Here is a 21,411-nt window from a genome sequence, read left to right as displayed (position 1 = left end):
CATTGCCAAAATCTGTTGCAGTTTGTTTTTTAAACTGCGACAAAGAGGTACTGATAGACGGCAGATAGTAACAGGCTTATCTTTTTATGGCTGAACTGTTACGGAAACCTAAATGTTTTGACTGATAACCGTCGTATGTGATACAATAAAAAACAATGGAAAAAAACAGCGGAGGAATACAATGGAGAGAATTAAACAGTCCAATATCAGAAATTTTTGTATCGTAGCACATATAGACCACGGTAAATCTACGCTTGCAGACCGTATCATTGAAAAAACGGGACTCCTTACGAGCAGGGAGATGCAGGCACAGGTTCTTGACAATATGGAGCTTGAGAGAGAGCGTGGTATCACGATAAAGGCACAGACAGTGCGTATCGTATATAAGGCAAAAGACGGTGAGGAATATATATTTAATCTTATTGACACACCGGGTCATGTGGATTTTAACTATGAGGTTTCAAGAAGCCTTGCTGCCTGCGAGGGTGCCATACTTATTGTTGATGCGGCACAGGGTATAGAGGCACAGACACTTGCAAACTGCTATCTTGCACTTGACCATGACCTAGAGATAATGCCTGTCATAAATAAGATAGACCTGCCTAGTGCCGAGCCTGAGAGAGTTAAGAGTGAGATAGAGGATGTTATCGGTCTTGATGCCGAGGATGCACCTCTTATCTCCGCAAAGATGGGAACAAACATAGATGAAGTTTTAGAGCAGATAGTTAAGAAGATTCCTGCACCGTCAGGAGATGTAGACAAGCCGCTTAAGGCACTTATTTTTGACTCATTATATGATGCTTATAAGGGTGTTATCATATTCTGCCGTATATTTGACGGCTGTGTCAAAAAGGGTGACGAGATAAAAATGATGGCAACAGGGGCAAAAGCAGATGTTGTCGAGGTCGGTATTTTTGGAGCGGGTCAGTTTATTCCGTCTGATGAGCTTTCGGCAGGTATGGTAGGCTATATCACGGCAAGTCTTAAAAATGTAAGTGATACAAGAGTAGGTGACACGGTCACGCTTGAAGAAAATCCTTGTGACGAGGCACTTCCGGGATATAAAAAAGTCCAGCCGATGGTCTATTGCGGACTTTATCCGGCTGATGGTGCGAAATATCCTGACCTTAGGGATGCACTTGAAAAACTTCAATTAAATGATGCGGCACTACAGTTTGAAGCTGAGACTTCCATTGCACTTGGTTTTGGTTTCAGATGCGGCTTTCTTGGTCTTTTGCATCTTGAGATAATTCAGGAGAGATTAGAGAGAGAGTACAATCTTGACCTTGTAACGACAGCACCTGGTGTTATCTATCATGTTTACAAGACAAACGGTGAAATGATAGAGGTTACAAATCCGTCAAATCTTCCTGACCCGTCAGAAATAGAGCATATGGAAGAACCTATGGTTTCAGCCGAGATAATGGTTACTAAGGAGTTTGTAGGTGCGATAATGACACTTTGTCAGGAAAGACGAGGAGTTTATATTGGAATGGAATACATGGAGGAGTCGAGAGCACTTCTTAAATATGACTTGCCGCTCAATGAGATTATTTACGATTTCTTTGATGCACTCAAATCCCGTTCAAGAGGATATGCTTCGCTTGATTATGAGATGAATGGATATGTTCCGTCAAAACTTGTAAAACTTGATATTCTTATAAATAAAGAAGAAATAGACGCACTTTCATTTATACTTCATGCAGACACGGCATACGAGCGTGGAAGAAAGATGTGTGAGAAACTTAAAAATGAGATACCGAGACAGCTTTTTGAAATACCTATTCAGGCGGCAGTCGGAGGAAAAGTAATAGCAAGAGAGACAGTAAGGGCAATGAGAAAAGATGTGCTTGCCAAATGTTACGGTGGTGATATTTCCAGAAAGAGAAAACTTCTTGAAAAACAGAAAGAAGGTAAAAAGAGGATGCGCCAGTTTGGAAATGTAGAAATCCCACAGCAGGCATTTATGAGTGTATTGAAACTTGATGAGGAGTAAAACATCGTATCTAAAACTAAGATAAAAGGGTAGGTATTTGCAAATGCAAAAAGATATTGCGTTATATGTCCATATCCCGTTTTGCGTGAAAAAATGTAATTACTGTGATTTTCTTTCGTTTAGTTCTGATGATGATACGAAAAGAAAATACCTTGATGCCCTTTACAGGGAGAGTATTTTTTGGAAAAATAAACTTTCAGGCAGATACAGGATTAAGACTGTTTTTGTCGGCGGCGGTACGCCAACCTGCCTTTCGGCATCGGAACTTGAACGGCTTGGAGATATTATAAAGCAGTTTGATATTGACGATAATGCAGAGTTTACGATAGAGGCAAATCCGGGAACTCTCAACAATGAAAAGATAAATGCAATCAAAAAGATTGGTGTGAATAGAGTGAGTCTCGGACTTCAGAGCACAGTTGACAAGGAACTTAAACTTCTTGGGAGAATTCATACCTACGAGGAATTTCTTGAGAGTTATCATCTGCTCAGGGGTGCTGATTTCAACAATATAAATATAGATTTAATGAGTGACATTCCTAAGCAGAGTTTCGATAGTTACAGAAAAACTATTGAGCGTGTTGTGGCATTGAATCCGGAACATATTTCTTCGTACAGTCTTATAATCGAGCCGGGAACGGTCTTTTATAAGATGCACGAGGATGGACTTCTTGATATTGCTGATGAAGATACAGACAGGCAGATGTATTCTTATACAAAAAAATTCCTTGAAGAAAACGGGTACCACCGATATGAAATATCAAATTATTGCAAAAAAGACAGGGAATGTAAGCATAATCTCGTCTATTGGAATCTTGACGATTATATCGGTATAGGGCTTGGTGCCTCATCATATTTTGAGGGAGCGAGATTTTCAAACTTCTCAGAAATGAAGAAATATCAGGATGTTATGTGTTCTGATAAAGTAAACGAATTGAATATATTTTCTTGTGATGCGATAGTTTCAGACAAAGAAAATGGAAAAAACAGGATGAAAACTTCCACGGTTGGCTGTAATTTTGATACGGAAATAAAAAGTAAAGTTGAAAGTTATGAGAAGCTGACAGAAAAAGCAAAGATGGAAGAATTTATGTTTGTCGGTCTTAGAAAGTGCATCGGTGTGTCAAAAACTGAGTTTAAGAACAGGTTTAATTACAGTATTGATGAAATTTACGGTGATGTGATAGATAAATTTATAAAAAATAACCTATTGTCTGAAAATGATAATAGTGATAGAATTTATCTGACAGATAAAGGAATTGATTTAAGTAATTATATTTTGTCAGAGTTTCTGCTTTAAAGCAGACAGAAATAAGATTTGATTGTAAATATACAGGATTGCTCAAGTTGTTTAGCAATGGAGCAATTTGTGGCATCAGTTAAGGGCAGAGCACCTTTTGCCCCCAACATTATAATATTTTAAACAATGGAGGAAATACAAAATGGCTAAAGTAAGTATCTTAATGGGAAGCGATTCAGATTTACCGGTTATGTCAAAGGCAGCAGCGATGCTTGAAAAGTTTGGTATTGACTATGAGATGAAAGTAATATCAGCACACAGAGAACCGGATGTATTTGTCGAGTATGCAAAGAGTGCAGAGAGCAAAGGCATTGAGGTTATCATAGCAGGTGCAGGTGGAGCAGCTCATCTTCCCGGTATGTGTGCAGCAATGTTCCCGCTTCCGGTAATAGGAGTCCCTATCCATACAAAGTCACTTGGTGGAGTTGACTCGCTTTATTCGATTGTACAGATGCCTTCAGGAATACCTGTTGCGACAGTGGCTATAAACGGAGCAGCAAATGCAGCTATTCTTGCAGCAAAGATGCTTTCTATCTCTGATAAGGAGCTTAGAGAGAAACTTGCAAATTATAAGGAAGAACTTAAAGACCAGGTAGTTGCAAAAGACGAGAAACTTGGCAAGATAGGTTATGAAGCTTATATAAAACAGATGAAATGATGAACGCAAAAGCGTTCATCTTAGAAGTTTCTAGCGAAACTTCAATGTAAAGATATAAGCTTGATTATGAATGATGAACGCAAAAGCGTTCATCTTATAGAAAGCAGATAAATAAAAAATGATTAAAAATTACGGTTCACACATAAAATATGTGAGCTGTAATTTTTTGTGGAAAAGAGGTTATGATGGCTGATAATATAAAATCAGAAATTGAGAAAAGACGAACTTTTGCGATTATTTCTCATCCTGATGCAGGTAAAACAACTCTTACTGAGAAGTTTCTTCTTTATGGAGGAGCCATAAATACGGCAGGCTCGGTTAAGGGAAAAGCAAATTCAAAATATGCCGTATCGGACTGGATGGAGATTGAGAAAGAGCGTGGTATCTCTGTTACTTCTTCGGTTATGCAGTTTAATTATGATGGATTTTGCATAAATATCCTTGATACACCGGGACACCAGGATTTCTCGGAGGATACTTACAGAACGCTTATGGCGGCAGATTCAGCCGTGATGGTTATTGATGCATCAAAGGGTGTTGAGGCACAGACGATAAAACTTTTCAAGGTATGTGTTATGCGTCATATCCCTATCTTTACATTTATAAACAAGATGGACAGAGACGCAAAAGATTCGTTTGAACTTCTCGATGATATAGAAACCGTTCTCGGAATAAGAACCTGTCCGATAAACTGGCCTATCGGTTCAGGTAAGGAGTTTAAAGGAATATTTGACAGAAAAGCAAAGACAGTCAGGACTTTTGAAGCTGTTTCAACAGGCGGTGCAAAATCAGCGGCAGAAACAGATTATGCGATTGACGACCCCGAGTTACGAAAGATTGTTCCGGACAATCTCTATGACCAGCTTGTTGATGAGATTGAACTTCTTGACGGTGCAAGCGATGAGCTTGACATGGAGAAAGTAAGCAAGGGAGAACTCTCACCTGTATTTTTCGGTTCTGCATTAAATACTTTTGGTATAGAAATTTTCCTTAAATATTTCCTCGAAATGACATCGTCACCACTTCCGCGAATGTCAGATGAGGGGCTTATCGACCCGGTATCGGAGCCGTTTTCAGCGTTTGTATTTAAGATACAGGCAAATATGAACAAGGCACACAGAGACAGAATAGCATTTATGCGTATCTGCTCAGGCAAGTTCAACGCAGATAAAGATGTTTATCATGTCCAGAGTGGAAGAAAACTCAAACTTTCACAGCCGCAGCAGATAATGGCACAGGACAGACAGGTCATACAGGAAGCGTATGCCGGTGATGTTATCGGTGTATTCGACCCTGGTATATTTTCTATCGGTGATACGATAACGATGCCTGGACATAAGTATGAATATGAAGGAATACCTACATTTGCACCGGAGCATTTCTGCAGGGTTATACAGCTTAATTCCATGAAGCGTAAGCAGTTTGTAAAAGGTATAACCCAGATAGCACAGGAGGGTGCGATACAGATTTTCCAAGAGTTTTCGGCGGGAATGTCAGAGATAATCGTAGGTGTTGTAGGTGTGCTTCAGTTTGATGTGCTTAAATACCGTCTTGAAAATGAATACGGATGTGAGATACGCCTTGAAGCACTTCCTTATGAATACATCAGATGGGTAGGTGACCCGTCAACAGATGTGACAAAACTTAAGCGGATGAACAATGTTAAAGCTGTAAAAGACATGAAAGGAAATCCTTTATTACTATTTGTAAATGAGTGGATGATAAGAATGGTATTAGAGGATAATGAGGGGCTTGAGCTTCTTGAATTTAAGAAAAATTAAAGTGTAAACTAAGATTTTAAAGTATGCAAAAAAGTATGGCTTAAAAGAAAAAATTGAATTAAAAAATTTGCAAATTAAGAGCGGGAGAAGGTATTCTCCTGCTCTTGTCAAGTTTATTGCCTTAAATTTTGAATATTAAAAAAATAATTTTATCAATTATCACCCATACATGAATATAATAGATACAAAAAGTTTTTGAGGTGGAAAAATTGGCTACAGTAATGCTTGATGCCGGTCACGGAGGTTTTGACAATGGAGCGATGTTTAACGGAAGAAAAGAAAAAGATGACAATCTTAGTCTGACGCTCAAGGTTGGTCAGGAACTTGAGGACAGAGGTGTGAATGTTATTTATACGAGAACGGAAGATATTTACCAGAGTCCAAACCAGAAAGCAGGTATCGCAAACAGGAGTGATGCCGACTATTTTGTATCATTTCACAGAAATTCAAGCCCGATGCCTGATACATATTCAGGCATTCAGACGCTTGTGTATTCAGCAGAGGGAATACCGCTTGTTATGGCACAAAATATAAATAAAGAACTTGTAAATGTGGGATTTAAAGATCTTGGTATAATCGAAAGACCAAATCTTGCGGTACTCAGAGGAACAAGGATGCCTGCGGTGCTTATTGAAACGGGATTTATAAATACTGATGCGGATAACAGGCTGTTTGATGAAAAAAACGATGAGATAGCAGGAGGAATAGCGGATGCCATCGTAAGAACGGTGTCGGGGGCAGCAGGAACGGGAGTTTCAATGATGTCAGAGAGCAAAACGGCAATCGCTCTGAATAGAAATAAAACTGCTGTAAAAGACGAAACTGCTGTCGGGTTCAAAGCTGAAAAAGATAGAGCAGATAGTGGAACTGCTACTGATTTAAGCAGCGTTTCTGAGAGGTTTTCGGTACAGATGGGGCTGTTCAGGCATTATGAAAATGCCGACAAACTTGCAAAAAATGTCCAGAAACTCGGCTTTGACTGTTTTGTTGAAAAGAGCGGCCGACTTTACAGTGTATGCCACGGCAGATATGAAAAGTATGCTGATGCAAGGGCAGCGGAAGATAATTTGTTCAAGAATGGTTTTGAGACGAGGATTATTATTTCGGCAGGAATATCAGTCGGAATAAATGTCAAAGTATGAGATAATGCTATGCTGTTTAAATCTGAGAAATGGCATTCAGTCCTTTGATTAAAATATAGAAAATATATCATTTTGATGTAAAAATACCAGAAATATAGGCAAATCGACCAAAAAGCACTTGCATATTATGGGAATTTGTGATAAAATCTTATTGTTAATAAGTAATTATACTTAGAGTGGGCTGCCAAGTCCACTCTTTAATTTTGTGGAAAAGAGGTTATGTGCTTGACAAAACGCGAAGAATATGAAACACGGACAGAGAAAATTCTCGAACCTATCATGACAGAGAATAATTTTGAACTGGTCGATGTAGAGTATGTAAAAGAGGCAGGAAACTGGTATCTGCGTGCTTATGTTGACAAAGAGGGCGGTATAACGCTTGATGATTGTGAACTTGTAAACCGTGCATGGAGTGATATTATGGATGAACAGGATTTCATTCCGGATGCATATATACTTGAGGTGAGTTCACCGGGACTTGGAAGACAGCTTAAGAAAGAAAAAGATTTTAAGAGAAGCATCGGTGAAGATGTGGATGTGAAATTTTATAAAGCAGTTAAGATTCCAAATCCAAGAAACGGCAAAGAGATGTCTGTTAAGCAGATAACGGGTATGCTCAAAGAGTTTGACAAGGACACGATAACTCTTGAAACAGATTTTGCAAACGAATATGTTATAAACAGAAAAGATATTTCAACTGTAAAACTGACAATAGATTTTTAAAATGATAAAGAATAAGGAGGCAAAAATGGCTGCTAAAAAAACTACAAAATCAGATAAGTCTGAATTGATCGAGGCATTAGATATAATTGAAAAGGAAAAACAGATAAGTAAAGAAGTTATTCTCGAAGCAATAGAAAATTCGCTTCTCGCTGCCTGTAAAAACCAGTTTGGCAAATCAGAGAATATCAGGGTAAATGTCAACAGAGAGACGGGTGAGGTAAAGGTATTTGCCATAAAAGAAGTTGTCGATGATGATGATCTTGAAGATGAAGCTACACAGATGGGTATCACGGAAGCAATCTTAGTCCATGACAAGACTGAGATAGGTGATACCGTTGAAGTTGAGGTCACACCTAAAAATTTCGGAAGAATTGCAGCACAGAAAGCAAAGCAGGTTGTTGTTCAGAAGATAAGGGAAGAAGAAAGAAAGGTACTCTATGTTCAGTATCTTGAAAAAGAGAGGGAGGTTATCACAGGTATCGTTCAGAGATACAGTGGAAAAAATATATGTGTAAATCTTGGAAAAGTAGATGCCATCCTTATGGAGAGTGAGCAGGTCAAGGGCGAGCATTTCAAACCGACAGAACATATCAAGCTTTATGTCGTTGAAGTTAAGGATACGACAAAGGGGCCTAGGATTACGGTTTCGCGTTCACATCCTGAGTTTGTAAAGAGACTTTTTGAAGAAGAAGTAACAGAGATACAGGATGGAACAGTCGAGATAAGAAGTATCGCAAGAGAAGCAGGTTCGCGTACAAAGATGGCTGTCTCAACAGACAACCCTAATGTAGATGCCATAGGAGCGTGTGTAGGTATAAACGGAAGCAGAGTTAATGCTATCGTTGAGGAGCTTCGTGGTGAGAAGATAGATATTATCAACTGGAGTGATTCTCCGGCAGTGCTTATAGAAAATGCACTCAGTCCTTCAAAGGTCATATCTGTTGATGTAGACGAGGAAGAAAAGACTGCAAGCGTCGTTGTTCCACAGGATCAGTTATCACTTGCCATAGGCAAAGAGGGACAGAATGCAAGACTTGCAGCAAAACTTACAGGTTACAAGATAGACATAAAATGTGAATAATTGTTACACTTAGGAGGTGTCAGAATTGGGTAAGGGTAATACATTAGCCGGAAAGAAAACGCCAACACGCCAGTGTATAGGCTGTGGCGACAAAAAAGACAAAAAAGAACTTATTAGAGTTATAAAAACACCGGAGGGTGAGATAACAGTTGATTTTACCGGAAAGAAAAATGGCAGGGGTGCATATATATGTAATTCAACTGAATGTTTAAAGCAGGCGGTTAAGAAAAAATCCTTAGAACGCTCATTAAAGACACCGATTCCAAAGGACATATATCAGGAACTTGAAAAGGAGATGATTAAAGGTGAAAGTTGATAAGGCTCTTGGTATGATAGGTCTTGCGACAAAAGCAGGAAAGATTGCAAGCGGTGAATTTATGACTGAAAATGCCGTTAAGTCAGGCATGGCATCTTTGGTTATAGTATCAGCGGAGGCATCTGACAATACCAAAAAAAAATTCAGAAATATGTGTGAGTTTTATCATGTGCCGATTAAAGAATGTTGGACGAAAGATGAACTCGGAAAAGCAACAGGTAAAACATTTCGGGCATCTCTGGCGGTGACTGATAGTGGTCTGGCACAGGCAATTATGAAAAAAATGGATATAGACTAGGAGGTTTTGGTAATATATGGCTAAAATGAAGATATACGAAATTGTCAGCAGTATGCAGCGACAGTTTCCGAATTTACAGAATAAAGATGTTGTTACATTATTGCAGGAAAACGGATTTGAGGTTAAAGGCTCTCAGAGTGTTATAGAGGATGATGCTATAGGATTTTTGTTAAAACACGCAAAAGAGCATTTATCAGATTCTAAAAAGAAAGAAAGTGCAAAGAAAAAAGAACAGCCAAAGAAAGCTGAAGCAAAAGCAGAAACTTCAAAAAAAGCTGATGAGGCTAAGGCTGTTAAGGAAGAAACAAAAGCAGCAAAGAAAGCTGAGCCTGAGAAAGAGACTAAAGAGGTAAAAAAAGCTGAGGTCAAAGAGGAAGTAAAAGAAGCTAAGGCAGAAAAGGAAGAAATAAAAGAAAAGACGGCTGTTGAAACTGAAAAGAAGATTGAAAAAGCTGAGGAGACAAAGCCGGAAAAAGAGACAAAGGAAACAGAGAAAAAGGGAAAAGAGGAAACTGTGCAAGCTGAAGAAAAGAAAGATATAACTAAGAAAGAAGCAGAAACAGAAAAGGAAATAAAGTCTCAGGAAACTAAGAAAGAAACAAAGAGAGACAACAAAGAAAACAGAAATAACGGAAATCGTGATAACAGAAACGGTGGAAACAGAGATGACCGTGATAACAAAAACGGTGGAAACAGGGATGACCGTGACAACAGAAACGGAAACCGCGACAACAGAAACGGTGGAAATAGGGATGACCGTGACAACAGAAACGGTGGAAACAGAGACAACAGAAACGGAAACCGTGACAATAGAAACGGTGGAAACAGAGACAACAGAAACGGAAACCGTGACAACAGGAACAGTGGAAACAGAGACAACAGAAACGGTGGAAACCGAGATAACAGAAACGGAAACCGTGACAACAGAAATGGTGGAAACAGAGACAACAGAAATGGAAATCGTGACAACAGAAACGGTGGAAACAGAGACAACAGAAATAGAAACGGAAACGGCGGCGGATTTTCAAGAGGTCCTGCAATGCCTATGGATTCGATGAAATCTGAGGTTAAGCAGTCAAGACAGCAGAGAGCAAACAAGGATTCAAGAAGTGCAAAACAAAGACATGGCAGAGAGCGTGACAGAGATATGGATGATGAAGAGATGTTTACGCAGGGCAGAAAGAAGAAAAAGGATCCAAATCGTAAGGGTGCTTTCATCAAGCCTGAACCTATAGCAAAGCCACAGGAGCCGGAAGATGGAATCCGTACTATTACACTTCCTGAAAAGATGACTATCAAAGAACTTTCAGATATAATGAAAGTAACACCGTCAACTGTTATCAAAAATCTTTTCATGCGCGGTCAGGTGGTAACACTCAACCACGAGATAACATTTGAGGAGGCAGAGGAAATCGCTCTTGAATATAACTGTATCGCTGAGATGGAAGAAAAGGTTGACAAGATAGCAGAGATACTTAAAGAAGATGAAGAAGACGAGAGCCTTATGGTTAAGCGTCCTCCTGTAGTATGTGTAATGGGTCATGTAGACCACGGTAAAACATCACTTCTTGATGCAATCAGGGAAACAAGTGTAACATCAAGAGAAGCAGGCGGAATCACACAGCATATCGGTGCCTATGTGACAGAGATAAACGGTGAGAAGATAACATTCCTCGATACACCGGGACATGAAGCATTTACTTCAATGCGTATGCGTGGTGCACAGTCAACAGATATAGCTATACTTGTAGTAGCGGCTGATGATGGTGTTATGCCACAGACTATAGAGGCTATCAGCCATGCTAAGGCAGCAGGTGTAGAAATAATCGTTGCAGTAAACAAGATTGATAAGCCTAGTGCAAATATCGAGAGAGTTAAGCAGGAGCTTACAGAGCATGGTCTTATTGCAGAGGACTGGGGTGGCGATACGGTATTCGTACCTGTTTCAGCCCACACAAAAGAGGGTATCGACCAGCTTCTTGAAATGATAATCCTTACTGCCGAAGTGCTTGAGCTTAAGGCAAATCCAAACAGAAAAGCAAGAGGTGTCGTTATCGAGGCACAGCTCGATAAAGGACGTGGACCTGTTGCAACTGTACTTGTCCAGAAAGGTACACTCCATGTCGGAGACAATATCGCAGTTGGTGCTGCATATGGTAAGATAAGAGCCATGATGGATGACCAGGGTAAGAGAGTTAAGACCGCACTTCCATCAACACCTGTTGAGATATTGGGACTTCATGATGTTCCTGATGCAGGCGAGATATTTATGGCGACAGACAGCGATAAAGAAGCAAGAAACATTGCCGAGGTATATATTGAACAGGGAAGAGAAAAACTACTTGATGATACCAAGTCAAAACTTACACTTGACGGATTGTTCTCTCAGATACAGGCAGGAAATATCAAGGAGCTTAACCTTATCGTTAAGGCTGATGTGCAGGGTTCAGTTGAAGCAGTTAAACAGAGTCTTCTTAAACTCAGCAATGATGAGGTTGCCGTAAGGATAATCCACGGGGCAGTTGGAGCTATCAATGAGTCGGATGTATCTCTTGCAAGTGCGTCAAATGCGATAATCATCGGATTTAATGTAAGACCTGACAATACAGCAAAAGAGATAGCAGACAGAGAAAAAGTAGATGTAAGACTTTACAGGGTAATCTATAATGCTATCGAAGACATCGAGGCAGCAATGAAGGGTATGCTTGATCCTGAATATGAGGAAAAAGTAATCGGTCATGCAGAAGTAAGACAGACATTCAAGGCATCAGGTGTCGGAATGATCGCAGGTTCTTATGTACTTGACGGAAAGATTGAGAGAAATTGTAAGGTAAGAATAAGCCGTGAGGGCGAGCAGATATTCGAGGGTGAGCTTGCATCGCTTAAGAGATTTAAAGATGATGTTAAAGAAGTTGCTGCCGGATATGAATGTGGTCTTGTATTTGAAGGATTTAACGATATCAAGGTAGAGGACCAGGTAGAAGCATATATCATGGTGGAAGTTCCTAGAAGCTAAGAGATTGTTATAAGGCAATACCTATGATTTGACAGCAATGTTTATGTTTCATACAATATAAATGTACTCTCAGAATCTTCAGAACGAAGAATTTTGAGAGTACATTAAAAAAAGAATAGGGGGATGATTTATATGAGAAAAAACAGTATAAAATATTCTCGTATGAATGGAGAAGTTCAAAGAGAGCTAAGTAAGATTATTTCAAGAGACATCAAAGACCCGAGAATACATCCTATGACATCTGTTGTGTCAGTGGATGTGACACCGGATCTGAAATTTGCAAAGGTTTTTGTGAGTGTTCTTGGAAATGATGAAGATAAGGAGAAAACAAAAAAAGGGCTTGCAAGTGCCGCATCACATATACGTTCACTCCTTGCTAAATCATTAAACCTTCGCAACACACCGGAGCTTACATTTTATATAGATGATTCTATTGAATACGGTGTAAATATGTCAAAGAAAATTGATGAACTCATAGAAAAAGAGTCTGAAAATGAAAAATAATTTTAAGTTTTTGCTCTGATATGAGGGCGTAAAAAGAGCAAAACGCTGGTTTTGCTCTTTTTTGCAAATCGTGAAGAAAAGGGGACATGACAAATGAATGAATTAAATAAGGCTATTGACGATGCGAAAAAGATCATGATAGCAGGTCATGTAAGACCTGATGGTGACTGTATCGGTGCGTGCGTTGCATTACAGAGGTATATTAAAAGATTTTATCCTGAAAAAAATCTATGTGTTTATATAGAAACTGTTCCGGAAGTATTTCAGTTTATGGATGATAAGAAAGATATATTCTCAAACAGCGTGCCGCAGGATAAATTTGACCTTTTTATAGCACTTGACTGCAGCTCGCCCGACAGACTTGGTGATGCACAGAAAGCATTTTATAATGCCAAAAGTACAATGTGCATAGACCATCATATAAGCAACAGATGCTATGCGGGAGTAAATATCGTTGAAGCGGATGCAAGTTCAACCTGTGAAGTGTTGTATTGTCTTATGTCTGAGGATGAAAAGTTCTCAAATTCACTAAATAAGGCAAATATTACAGATGCCATTTTGTCGCTTGAAAATGACAAAAAGCTGGAATTTGAGATTGCGAGAGCTTTATACATAGGAATAATATTTGACACGGGAGTGTTCAGGTATTCAAATACATCAAAAAAGACGATGGAGATAGCCGGCAAACTTATAGAAACAGGTATTCCTTTTTGGAAATATATTGATGAGTGTTTTCTCCAGAGGACTTATACACAGACACAGCTTCTTGGAAGAACGCTTCTTGCGAGTATGCGTGTTATGGATGGAAAGTGTATAGTGGCGACTATCACCAGAAGAATGATGGAGTTTTATGAAGCTAAAACAGAGGATATAGAGGGAATAATTGACCAGCTTCGCATAACACAGGGTGTTGAAGTTGCAATACTTTTACACGAGATAGGCGACCAGGAATACAAAGTAAGTTTAAGGTCAAACAATTATATAGATGTAAGTAAGATAGCATCATTTTTTGGCGGCGGCGGTCATGTAAAAGCGGCAGGCTTTACAATGCGTGGCTCTGCACATGATGTTGTAAACAATATAACAGGTCATATTGAAAGTCAGATGTTCAATAAATAAAGAGACTGTTTATGATAGATGATAATAGCAGTTATAAAAATATAAAGGATGGAAAGCGGAATTTGGACGGAATAATTAATGTATATAAAGAAGCAGGTTTTACTTCTCATGATGTTGTTGCAAAACTCAGGGGGATATTAAGACAGAAAAAGATAGGTCATACAGGCACACTTGACCCGGAGGCAACAGGTGTGCTTCCGGTATGCTGCGGTAAGGCAACAAAGGTCTGCGAACTGCTTACGGACAAAGATAAATCGTACAGAGCAGTGTGCAGGCTCGGAGTTGAGACTGACACACAGGACATGACAGGAACAGTTTTAAATGAATGTGATACTGATATGATTACTGAGGAGCAGTTAAGAGACTGTGTAAATTCTTTTGTCGGTGAGACGGAGCAGATACCGCCTATGTATTCGGCTTTAAAAATCAATGGCAAAAAGCTGTATGAACTTGCGAGAGAGGGAAAGACCGTTGAGAGAAAACCGAGAAAGATAACAATATCAGAGATAGACATTGTTGATATAAATCTTGAAGAAAAAATATTTACAATGGATGTTACCTGTTCAAAGGGAACATATATACGAACACTCTGTCACGATATAGGGAAGAAACTAGGTGTCTGTGCCACAATGGAAAAACTTATGAGGACAAGAGTGTCAGTTTTTAAGATAGAAGATGCACTTACATTGAATGACATAGAAATTCTGTCAAAAGAAAAGCCTGAGATATTCAGGGAGAAAGTTTATAGCGTTGACTCGCTATTTGATTATTCTAAGGTAAATGTGGCAGGTGACGGGATAAGGTATTTGCAAAATGGAAATACTTTAAAGGCAAAAGATTTTAAGCAGGATGTATCCGGGATAAAACAGGATGAAAAAATACTTGTCTACGATGAAAATAACAATTTTAAGGCAGTATATCAGAAAAATGAAAATGATTTTAAAGTGTTTAAAATGTTTTAGTTTTCAAGGAGGCAGAAGAAAAATGGAAATCCTAAAAGGTTTGGATATAAAAGTAAAAAACAGTGCGGTATCACTTGGAAAGTTTGACGGTGTGCACAGAGGTCACCGCCTTTTGCTTAACGGAATATCAGAGAGAAAAGAACTTGTACCGACCGTATTTACATTTGAAATGTCAGATACACCTCAGAAATATATATATTCACAGGATGAAAAAAACAAAGTATTAGAGGAAATAGGAATTGCAAGAGAGGTTATATTTCCATTTAATGAGCACACAAAAAACATGGCTCCTGAGGAGTTTATAGAAAAATTTCTTGTAGAAAAACTTGATGTGAAATATATATGTGTCGGTGAAGATTTTCGTTTTGGAAGAAAACGTGAGGGCAATGTCGGAATGTTAAAAAAATATGCTTCTATATACGATTATGACATAAAGATATTTCATAAGCTTGAGTCTGACAATGAGATAATAAGCAGCACGCTTGTCAGAAAAAAACTTGAGGACGGAGATGTGGTGCGTGCAAACGAGCTTCTCGGACGCAGTTATTTTATAGAGGGGACTGTTATTCATGGCAATGCACTCGGAAGAACAATGAATATGCCGACAGCAAATATTATACCGGAAAAATCAAAACTGCTCCTGCCGTCAGGAGTATATGCGTCAAAAGTAATGATTGAAGGTGATGACATGGTCTATAAAGGCGTGACAAACATAGGAAGAAAACCTACTATCGGCAGATATGACATAGGTGTGGAAACCTGCCTGCTTGATTTTGACAGGGATATATACGGAAAAAAGATAATGGTTGAATTTTATGAGCGTATAAGACCGGAAAAGAAATTTCCGGGACTTGACGAACTGAAAAACCAGATGGAGGCGGACAAGGCAAAGGTGGCACGCTGGCAAATGTAACAATTTCTTAATCAAAAAGCAATACTTTTTTCCTTGACTTATATTTTTAATTTGTTATGATTATATTGCTTATGTGAAAACCATAAGGGCAAACATAGATGTGTTTGCCCTTTTACAATGTCATAAACCACGATTTTACAATGTAGTGGATTATGCTTTTACAGTGTCAAATATGGCAATAAAAAGCATGGCATTGATAAAATATGACATAAATATCTGTGTTTTAGCAGATTTTATAGCATTTGGCAATAGCTGGTCTTACATAAGTCTGATAATAAAAATAGGGATAGTGAGGAATGAGACTAATGAAGAAAAAATATGTTCAGGGTATTTTATTTGGGGTATTGTTTGCAACAGCAGTAAGCTGTAGTGCCTGTGGAGGAAAAAAGGATGAGGCAAAAAAAAGCGGTGAAACTGTTAATGCAAAGGAAAATGTCGTAAAGAAAAAAGAGGCGGTAAAACTTGTTCTTAGTGAAGCAAAATCACTGCCTGACAAAGTCAAAGATGCTGAGTTTAGTTCAGCAGATAAAAAAATTGCGACAGTCACAAAAAATGGAGTAGTACATGGTGTTAAGCGTGGAAAAACAACCATTACTATGAAAAGTGATAAAGAAGTCATCCATTATCAGATAAAGGTAGCGAAACATGGGATGGTTTATCCTAAATTTACAATGCTTACCGGTGAACATTTAGATATGCAGTTCAGCACTAAGGTAAAAGCTAAAAATGTCAGGTGGAGTTCTACAAACAAAAAAATCGCAACAATAAACAAAAAAGGAAAAATAGTTGCAAAAAAACGAGGAAATGTTATCATAAAAGGAAATGATGGCAAAAGGACATATGTATCAAAGATAACAGTTAAAAAAAGACCAAAGAATATAGTATATCTTACATTTGATGATGGTCCAAACAGCTACACGACACCGAAAGTATTAAATATCCTCAAGAAAAATCATGTAAAAGCAACATTCTTTGAACTTCGTCCTGCAAGCTATGACTTTAAGTTTACAAAGAGAGTTATAGACGAGGGACACACACTTGCTTTACACGGATATAAACATAAATATTATGAGATATACAAATCTGAAAAAGTTTATAAAGGAAACCTTGACAAACTCCGCAATCTTTTCTTTAAGAAATTTGGAGTATGGTGCACCGTATCAAGATTTCCGGGTGGAAGTTCAAATACAGTCAGCAGATACAATAAAGGCATCATGACAAGACTTACAAAGAAGCTTGACGGCTGGGGTTATCATTACTTTGACTGGAATGTCGATAGCGAAGATGCAGGCGGAGCAAGAAATCCGCAGCAGACTTTCCATAATGTTACCAGCGAACTTTGTAAAGGTAGAGGAAATGTCGTACTCATGCATGATTTTTACGGAAACGACAAGACAATAAATGCATTGGACAAAATGATAAAATACGGCAAAAAGCACGGATATGTGTTCCTGCCTATAACAGCCAGCACAGATGCAGTACATCACGGTGTAAACAACTAAAAAAGTCATAAAAGATTTACAAAGGGGTAAACATATATAACAGTATGTTTGCTCCTTTTTTCATAAAAAAATTGCGAAACTGTCGTAAACCTTGATAAAATTGCGATGATATCATTGCAATTAACACAAAGTATATCAGTTTCGTAGTTATCTATAAAATAAAAGGAGGAGAAAAAATGAACTTATTTGATATATTAGGACCTGTCATGGTTGGACCGAGCAGCTCGCACACAGCGGGAGCAGTAAGAATAGGTTATGTCGCAAGGCATCTTTTAAAGGACGAGCCATGCAAAGTAAAGATAGGACTTTACGGTTCATTTGCACAAACGGGAAAAGGTCATGGAACAGACAGAGCACTTATCGCAGGCATACTTGATATGCATCCTGACGATATGCGGATACCTGAAAGTTTTGAACTTGCTAAGGCGGCAGGCATAGAGTTTGAATTTTACAATGCGGACATAAGAAATGCACACCCGAACACTGCACTTATAGAAATGGTCGGAAAAAATGACCGAAAATTAAGCGTTCAGGCATCGTCACTCGGCGGTGGAAGGATAATGGTAAATAAGATAGACGGTATAGATGTAAACTTTTCAGCGGAAAAACCGACACTTATCGTTCACAACATAGACCAGCCGGGTCATGTCGCTGAGGTAACATCAATGCTTTCACATAAGTGTGTAAACATTGCGACAATGCAGCTTTTCAGGGATAAAAGAGGAGGTTATGCGGTTATGGTGCTAGAGACAGACCAGCAGATACCGGAAGAGTCTATTAAATGGCTTGAACATCTTGAGGGTGTGATAAAGGTTACTTATGTAAATATTATGGAGTGAGAGGAGGAACTATATGTTTGGTTCGATAAAAGAGATATTAGATAAGTGTGAGAGTGATGGCAGGGAGTTTTGGAGAGTTATCCTTGAGGATGATATGTCAGACAGGAATGTGGATGAGAACGAGTCTGCCCAAAAGATGAGAGAATTGTGGGATGCAATGTATCAGGCGGCTAAGGGATATGACGGCAGTATAAAATCAGCGAGCGGACTAAGCGGCGGTGACGGCAAAAAGATGGAAGAATATATAAAGACACACGAATGTCTCTGCGGTGATTTTATGGGAAAAGTTATCACGGAGGCACTTAAGATGGGAGAGTCAAATGCCTGTATGAAAAGGATAGTAGCTGCCCCGACAGCGGGTGCGTGTGGTGTTATGCCTGCAATCCTCGTGCCTTACTATGAGAGGATGATTTTACAAAATATAAATGTGGAAGATAATGCAAAAAACAACATAACTACCGATTATGGAGATAATAAATCAAATAACATAACGACCGATAATGCAGAGCAGAAGGACAAAGACACAAAAGCAAAAAAAGAAGCAGATGAAAAGATAATAAAGGCTCTCTATGTGGCGGCAGGTATAGGAGAGGTCATAGCCCGGAGAGCATCGATAAGCGGAGCGAGAGGAGGATGTCAGGCGGAGATAGGCTCGGCAAGTGCAATGGCAGCAGGAGCACTCACATATCTTCAGGGCGGCAATGAACAGCAGATAGCAGACAGCGTGGCAATGGCACTTAAAAATCTTTTAGGACTTGTCTGTGACCCGGTCGCAGGACTTGTTGAAGTGCCATGTGTAAAAAGAAATGTTGTCGGTGCGGTAAATGCAGTATCAAGCTCCCAGATGGCATCGGCTGGCATAAAAAGCAGGATTCCCGTTGATGAGGTTATAGATGCGATGGCTTATGTAGGCGACAAGATGGATGAGTCGCTCAAAGAAACCGGAGTAGGTGGACTTGCCGGAACGGTTTCGGGGAAGGAGATTGCGGGGAGGGTTTTGTGAAGATTATTAGTGTACCTTTTTGATTCACTTTCTGTTGTCGAATATGGCGTGTGATTTCCATTATAACTGCATCTGCCATGGTGTTTACAGGGACACCGCAATATCAGTATGGCAAAAGTGCAAAAGCGGCGACAGTGGTACAGGACAATGAAAACGATAGTGAGGGTATGCAGACGGGTTTAAAAGTCGCATTAGGAAAAGCGAATAACCGGATTGTGAAAACGGTGTTCAGCGGAAAAAGCATTGTGAGAAACCTCACGCTCGGTTATGTATCGGGACAGTCTGTTATTGCGTATGAGACAGCAGAGGGAAAGATAAGCTACACATTGCCTTCAAGTCTGTCATATAAAGAATAGAGTAAGATACGGTTTGACAAGACAAAGTTAAGCTTAAATGCAGGAGACAGGGACAAGTTAAGCATTGCATATTCTGATATTGATACAACAGGGCAGAATGTAAAATGGTCGTATGACAATGATGATGTTGTGTCAGTTGATATTGCAGGAAACATAACAGCATATAAGAGTGGAAAGGTAATGGTAACGGCTAAATTAGGAGATGCAGAAGCGGACTGTGAGGTTACTGTTCTGTCCGATTAAGAAGGTAAGTATTCCGTCAAAAGTACAAAAAATAGGAAAAAATGCATTTTACGGGTGCAGTGGTCTAAAAGACCTCACAGTTAAAACAAAGAAACTCACTTCAAAAACAGTAGGAAAAGGTGCATTTAAAAAGCTGAATAAAAAAGCTAAGATAAAAGTGCCAAAGAGTAAGTTGAAATTATACGCAAAGATATTGAAAAGATAACATAAAGCCCCACGGGATAGTTCCTGTGGGACTTTGTTTTTGGTGTTATTTACATAAGAAGTACCACTGGTGATTTTTTCACATTATAATGTTTTTTGTGAAATTTCAAGAAGTTTGCTAGGCGTCGTGTCTAAAGCATCTGCAAAAATCTTGACTTCGTAGTCGGGAACAAAACGGCGTCCGTGTTCTATCTTAGATATTGTGTTTTCAGTTATATCGTTATAACCATTAACCTGGATTTTTGCAGCAAGATCACGTGTTGATAATTTCTTTTCGCGGCGCAGTTTTCTTATTTCCAGACCGATAATATTTTTTCTGTTTTCGTTATACCAAAATGCTTTCATGAAACCTCCTATATGTGTAAAAAGCGGCAAAAATGCCAAATTATAAAGATATTATAGATGTGTGCTCACATTTCAATATGCTTCTTAAGAATAGAAAAGAAACAGCCGCCGTGTGCCAGATAGGAATATTTTTTAGAATGTAAAAAGTTGACAAATATAAATATTATGATTAAAATATGCTTGTTAAGAATATTTTTGTTACAGAGATATTTTTATCCCATATAACAAAATTACTCTTAAAAATCTTAGAAAAGAGGGACCATAGTGTGAAAAATAATATTTTTCACACACAGGATTTGTGTATGTGCACACCTGACACAAACCTGATATGCAAAAAAGTGTGCAGAAGTGAGGATTATTATGAAGAAAAGGACAAAAAAGGAAATTAAGCGGTGTCTTACGGGTATTGTGACAGCATCGCTTATAATCTCAAGTGTGCATATTGGCACATTTGCACTTGCGGCAAAAAAAACAAGTATTGCAAAAAGTGCAAAAGTTACGGTGGGAAAGACCGTAAGGGTAAAACTTAAAAACAACAAAAAGAGTGTTAAATGGAAAGTTTCAAAAGGAAAAAAATATGTAAAGATAACTAAAAAGAGTAAGACAGGCTGCACCGTAAAAGGTTTAAAAAAGGGTTCGGCAAAGGTACAGGCAGTTATCGGAAAGAAAAAGTACAGTTGTAAAATAACCGTTGCGGCAAAGAAAACGACAAAGAAGCCGGCAACAACTAAAAAACCGGTAACAACAAAGAAGCCTGTTGCAACGGCAAAACCTACGGCGACAACAAAGCCGACCGCTTCCTCAGATGTTACGGTAAAACCGGAAGTTACAGGTACTCCGGCAGTAACAGATGTACCATCCGGAACAAATGTGCCGACAAGCACACCTGCCGGGACAAATGCACCTGTAGTTACGGAAACACCGACAGTGGCACCTGTAGTTACGGACGCACCGACAGTGGCACCGATTAATAAGACGGAGCCTAAGGTAACACCTGCACCGACAGTAAAGCCGACAGAGAAACCGACACCGACAGTAAAGCCAACAGCAAAACCGACAAAAAAACCGACAGGTATAACATGGTATTATAATGGTGAAAGTGATGAATGA

Annotated in this window: 21 protein-coding genes and 1 pseudogene; 21 read left to right on the top strand and 1 reads right to left on the bottom strand. The window is 38.9% G+C overall.

Going from position 1 to position 21,411, the window contains the following annotated elements:
* Window positions 1–181: 181 nt before the first annotated feature.
* The 20 genes and pseudogenes from lepA to DWZ63_RS02365 all read left to right on the top strand — a co-directional run bounded on the left by lepA (window position 182) and on the right by DWZ63_RS02365 (window position 19,957).
* The gene (gene lepA, locus DWZ63_RS02460; RefSeq protein WP_022013965.1) at window positions 182–1,996 is read left to right on the top strand and encodes a translation elongation factor 4; all 1,815 of its coding nucleotides are present in this window, start codon (window positions 182–184) and stop codon (window positions 1,994–1,996) included.
* Window positions 1,997–2,039: 43 nt separating this feature from the next.
* Window positions 2,040–3,296, top strand: a complete 1,257-nt coding sequence (gene hemW / locus DWZ63_RS02455; RefSeq protein WP_118498585.1) for a radical SAM family heme chaperone HemW — start codon at window positions 2,040–2,042, stop codon at window positions 3,294–3,296.
* A gap of 142 nt (window positions 3,297–3,438) precedes the next feature.
* On the top strand, window positions 3,439–3,954 hold the full coding sequence (gene purE / locus DWZ63_RS02450; RefSeq protein ID WP_022013963.1) for a 5-(carboxyamino)imidazole ribonucleotide mutase: 516 nt from the start codon (window positions 3,439–3,441) through the stop codon (window positions 3,952–3,954).
* Between the two features lie 185 nt (window positions 3,955–4,139).
* Window positions 4,140–5,735: a peptide chain release factor 3 gene (locus tag DWZ63_RS02445; protein WP_022013962.1), complete on the top strand. Its 1,596-nt coding sequence runs from the start codon at window positions 4,140–4,142 to the stop codon at window positions 5,733–5,735.
* Window positions 5,736–5,944: 209 nt separating this feature from the next.
* The gene (locus DWZ63_RS02440) at window positions 5,945–6,877 is read left to right on the top strand and encodes an N-acetylmuramoyl-L-alanine amidase (protein ID WP_118498584.1); all 933 of its coding nucleotides are present in this window, start codon (window positions 5,945–5,947) and stop codon (window positions 6,875–6,877) included.
* A 225-nt stretch (window positions 6,878–7,102) separates the two neighbouring features.
* Window positions 7,103–7,600: a ribosome maturation factor RimP gene (gene rimP, locus DWZ63_RS02435; RefSeq protein ID WP_022013960.1), complete on the top strand. Its 498-nt coding sequence runs from the start codon at window positions 7,103–7,105 to the stop codon at window positions 7,598–7,600.
* A gap of 25 nt (window positions 7,601–7,625) precedes the next feature.
* A pseudogene (nusA, locus tag DWZ63_RS02430) lies at window positions 7,626–8,678 on the top strand (transcription termination factor NusA); the annotation flags it as partial.
* A 28-nt stretch (window positions 8,679–8,706) separates the two neighbouring features.
* Window positions 8,707–8,997 (top strand): YlxR family protein, encoded by a 291-nt coding sequence (locus DWZ63_RS02425; RefSeq protein WP_055942448.1) that lies wholly within the window; start codon window positions 8,707–8,709, stop codon window positions 8,995–8,997.
* On the top strand, window positions 8,987–9,295 hold the full coding sequence (locus tag DWZ63_RS02420) for a ribosomal L7Ae/L30e/S12e/Gadd45 family protein (RefSeq protein WP_022013957.1): 309 nt from the start codon (window positions 8,987–8,989) through the stop codon (window positions 9,293–9,295). Before DWZ63_RS02425 ends, DWZ63_RS02420 begins: the two co-directional genes overlap by 11 nt.
* Before the next feature lie 25 nt (window positions 9,296–9,320).
* Window positions 9,321–12,311 (top strand): translation initiation factor IF-2, encoded by a 2,991-nt coding sequence (gene infB / locus DWZ63_RS02415; protein ID WP_347474819.1) that lies wholly within the window; start codon window positions 9,321–9,323, stop codon window positions 12,309–12,311.
* 132 nt (window positions 12,312–12,443) lie between these two features.
* Window positions 12,444–12,815, top strand: a complete 372-nt coding sequence (gene rbfA, locus DWZ63_RS02410) for a 30S ribosome-binding factor RbfA (protein ID WP_118498580.1) — start codon at window positions 12,444–12,446, stop codon at window positions 12,813–12,815.
* A 93-nt stretch (window positions 12,816–12,908) separates the two neighbouring features.
* Window positions 12,909–13,934 carry a bifunctional oligoribonuclease/PAP phosphatase NrnA gene (locus tag DWZ63_RS02405; RefSeq protein ID WP_118498578.1) on the top strand — a complete coding sequence of 342 codons (1,026 nt, stop codon included), beginning with the start codon at window positions 12,909–12,911 and terminating at the stop codon, window positions 13,932–13,934.
* Window positions 13,935–13,945: 11 nt separating this feature from the next.
* Entirely contained in the window at window positions 13,946–14,896 is a 951-nt protein-coding gene (gene truB, locus DWZ63_RS02400; protein ID WP_022013953.1) for a tRNA pseudouridine(55) synthase TruB, read from the top strand.
* A 22-nt stretch (window positions 14,897–14,918) separates the two neighbouring features.
* Window positions 14,919–15,809, top strand: coding sequence for a bifunctional riboflavin kinase/FAD synthetase (locus tag DWZ63_RS02395; RefSeq protein WP_182431424.1), 891 nt, complete (start codon window positions 14,919–14,921; stop codon window positions 15,807–15,809).
* 305 nt (window positions 15,810–16,114) lie between these two features.
* A complete protein-coding gene (locus tag DWZ63_RS02390; protein ID WP_182431423.1) occupies window positions 16,115–17,311 on the top strand; it encodes a polysaccharide deacetylase family protein in 1,197 nt (398 codons plus the stop codon).
* 176 nt (window positions 17,312–17,487) lie between these two features.
* Window positions 17,488–18,150: an L-serine ammonia-lyase, iron-sulfur-dependent subunit beta gene (gene sdaAB / locus DWZ63_RS02385; protein WP_022014352.1), complete on the top strand. Its 663-nt coding sequence runs from the start codon at window positions 17,488–17,490 to the stop codon at window positions 18,148–18,150.
* A gap of 13 nt (window positions 18,151–18,163) precedes the next feature.
* Window positions 18,164–19,153, top strand: a complete 990-nt coding sequence (locus DWZ63_RS02380; RefSeq protein ID WP_022014353.1) for an L-serine ammonia-lyase, iron-sulfur-dependent, subunit alpha — start codon at window positions 18,164–18,166, stop codon at window positions 19,151–19,153.
* A gap of 50 nt (window positions 19,154–19,203) precedes the next feature.
* Window positions 19,204–19,509: a hypothetical protein gene (locus DWZ63_RS02375; protein ID WP_147353193.1), complete on the top strand. Its 306-nt coding sequence runs from the start codon at window positions 19,204–19,206 to the stop codon at window positions 19,507–19,509.
* A 6-nt stretch (window positions 19,510–19,515) separates the two neighbouring features.
* Window positions 19,516–19,752, top strand: a complete 237-nt coding sequence (locus DWZ63_RS02370) for an Ig-like domain-containing protein (protein WP_118498570.1) — start codon at window positions 19,516–19,518, stop codon at window positions 19,750–19,752.
* Complete coding sequence (locus tag DWZ63_RS02365; protein ID WP_182431422.1) at window positions 19,727–19,957, top strand: leucine-rich repeat protein; 231 nt, start codon at window positions 19,727–19,729, stop codon at window positions 19,955–19,957. The genes DWZ63_RS02370 and DWZ63_RS02365 overlap by 26 nt, the downstream gene beginning before the upstream one ends.
* Before the next feature lie 83 nt (window positions 19,958–20,040).
* On the opposite strand, the gene DWZ63_RS02360 is transcribed toward DWZ63_RS02365, so the two are convergent.
* Window positions 20,041–20,301 carry a helix-turn-helix transcriptional regulator gene (locus DWZ63_RS02360; RefSeq protein ID WP_022014356.1) on the bottom strand — a complete coding sequence of 87 codons (261 nt, stop codon included), beginning with the start codon at window positions 20,299–20,301 and terminating at the stop codon, window positions 20,041–20,043.
* Between the two features lie 360 nt (window positions 20,302–20,661).
* Between DWZ63_RS02360 and DWZ63_RS02355 the strand changes: the two genes are divergently transcribed.
* Window positions 20,662–21,411, top strand: coding sequence for a hypothetical protein (locus tag DWZ63_RS02355; protein ID WP_118498566.1), 750 nt, complete (start codon window positions 20,662–20,664; stop codon window positions 21,409–21,411).

It is taken from the genome of Clostridium sp. AF34-13 (assembly GCF_003477845.1).
GTDB classification, from domain to species: Bacteria; Bacillota; Clostridia; order Lachnospirales; family Lachnospiraceae; genus Butyribacter; species Butyribacter intestini.
Note: the sequence above shows the minus strand (reverse complement) of the source record. Positions and strands in the feature narration are given on the sequence as shown.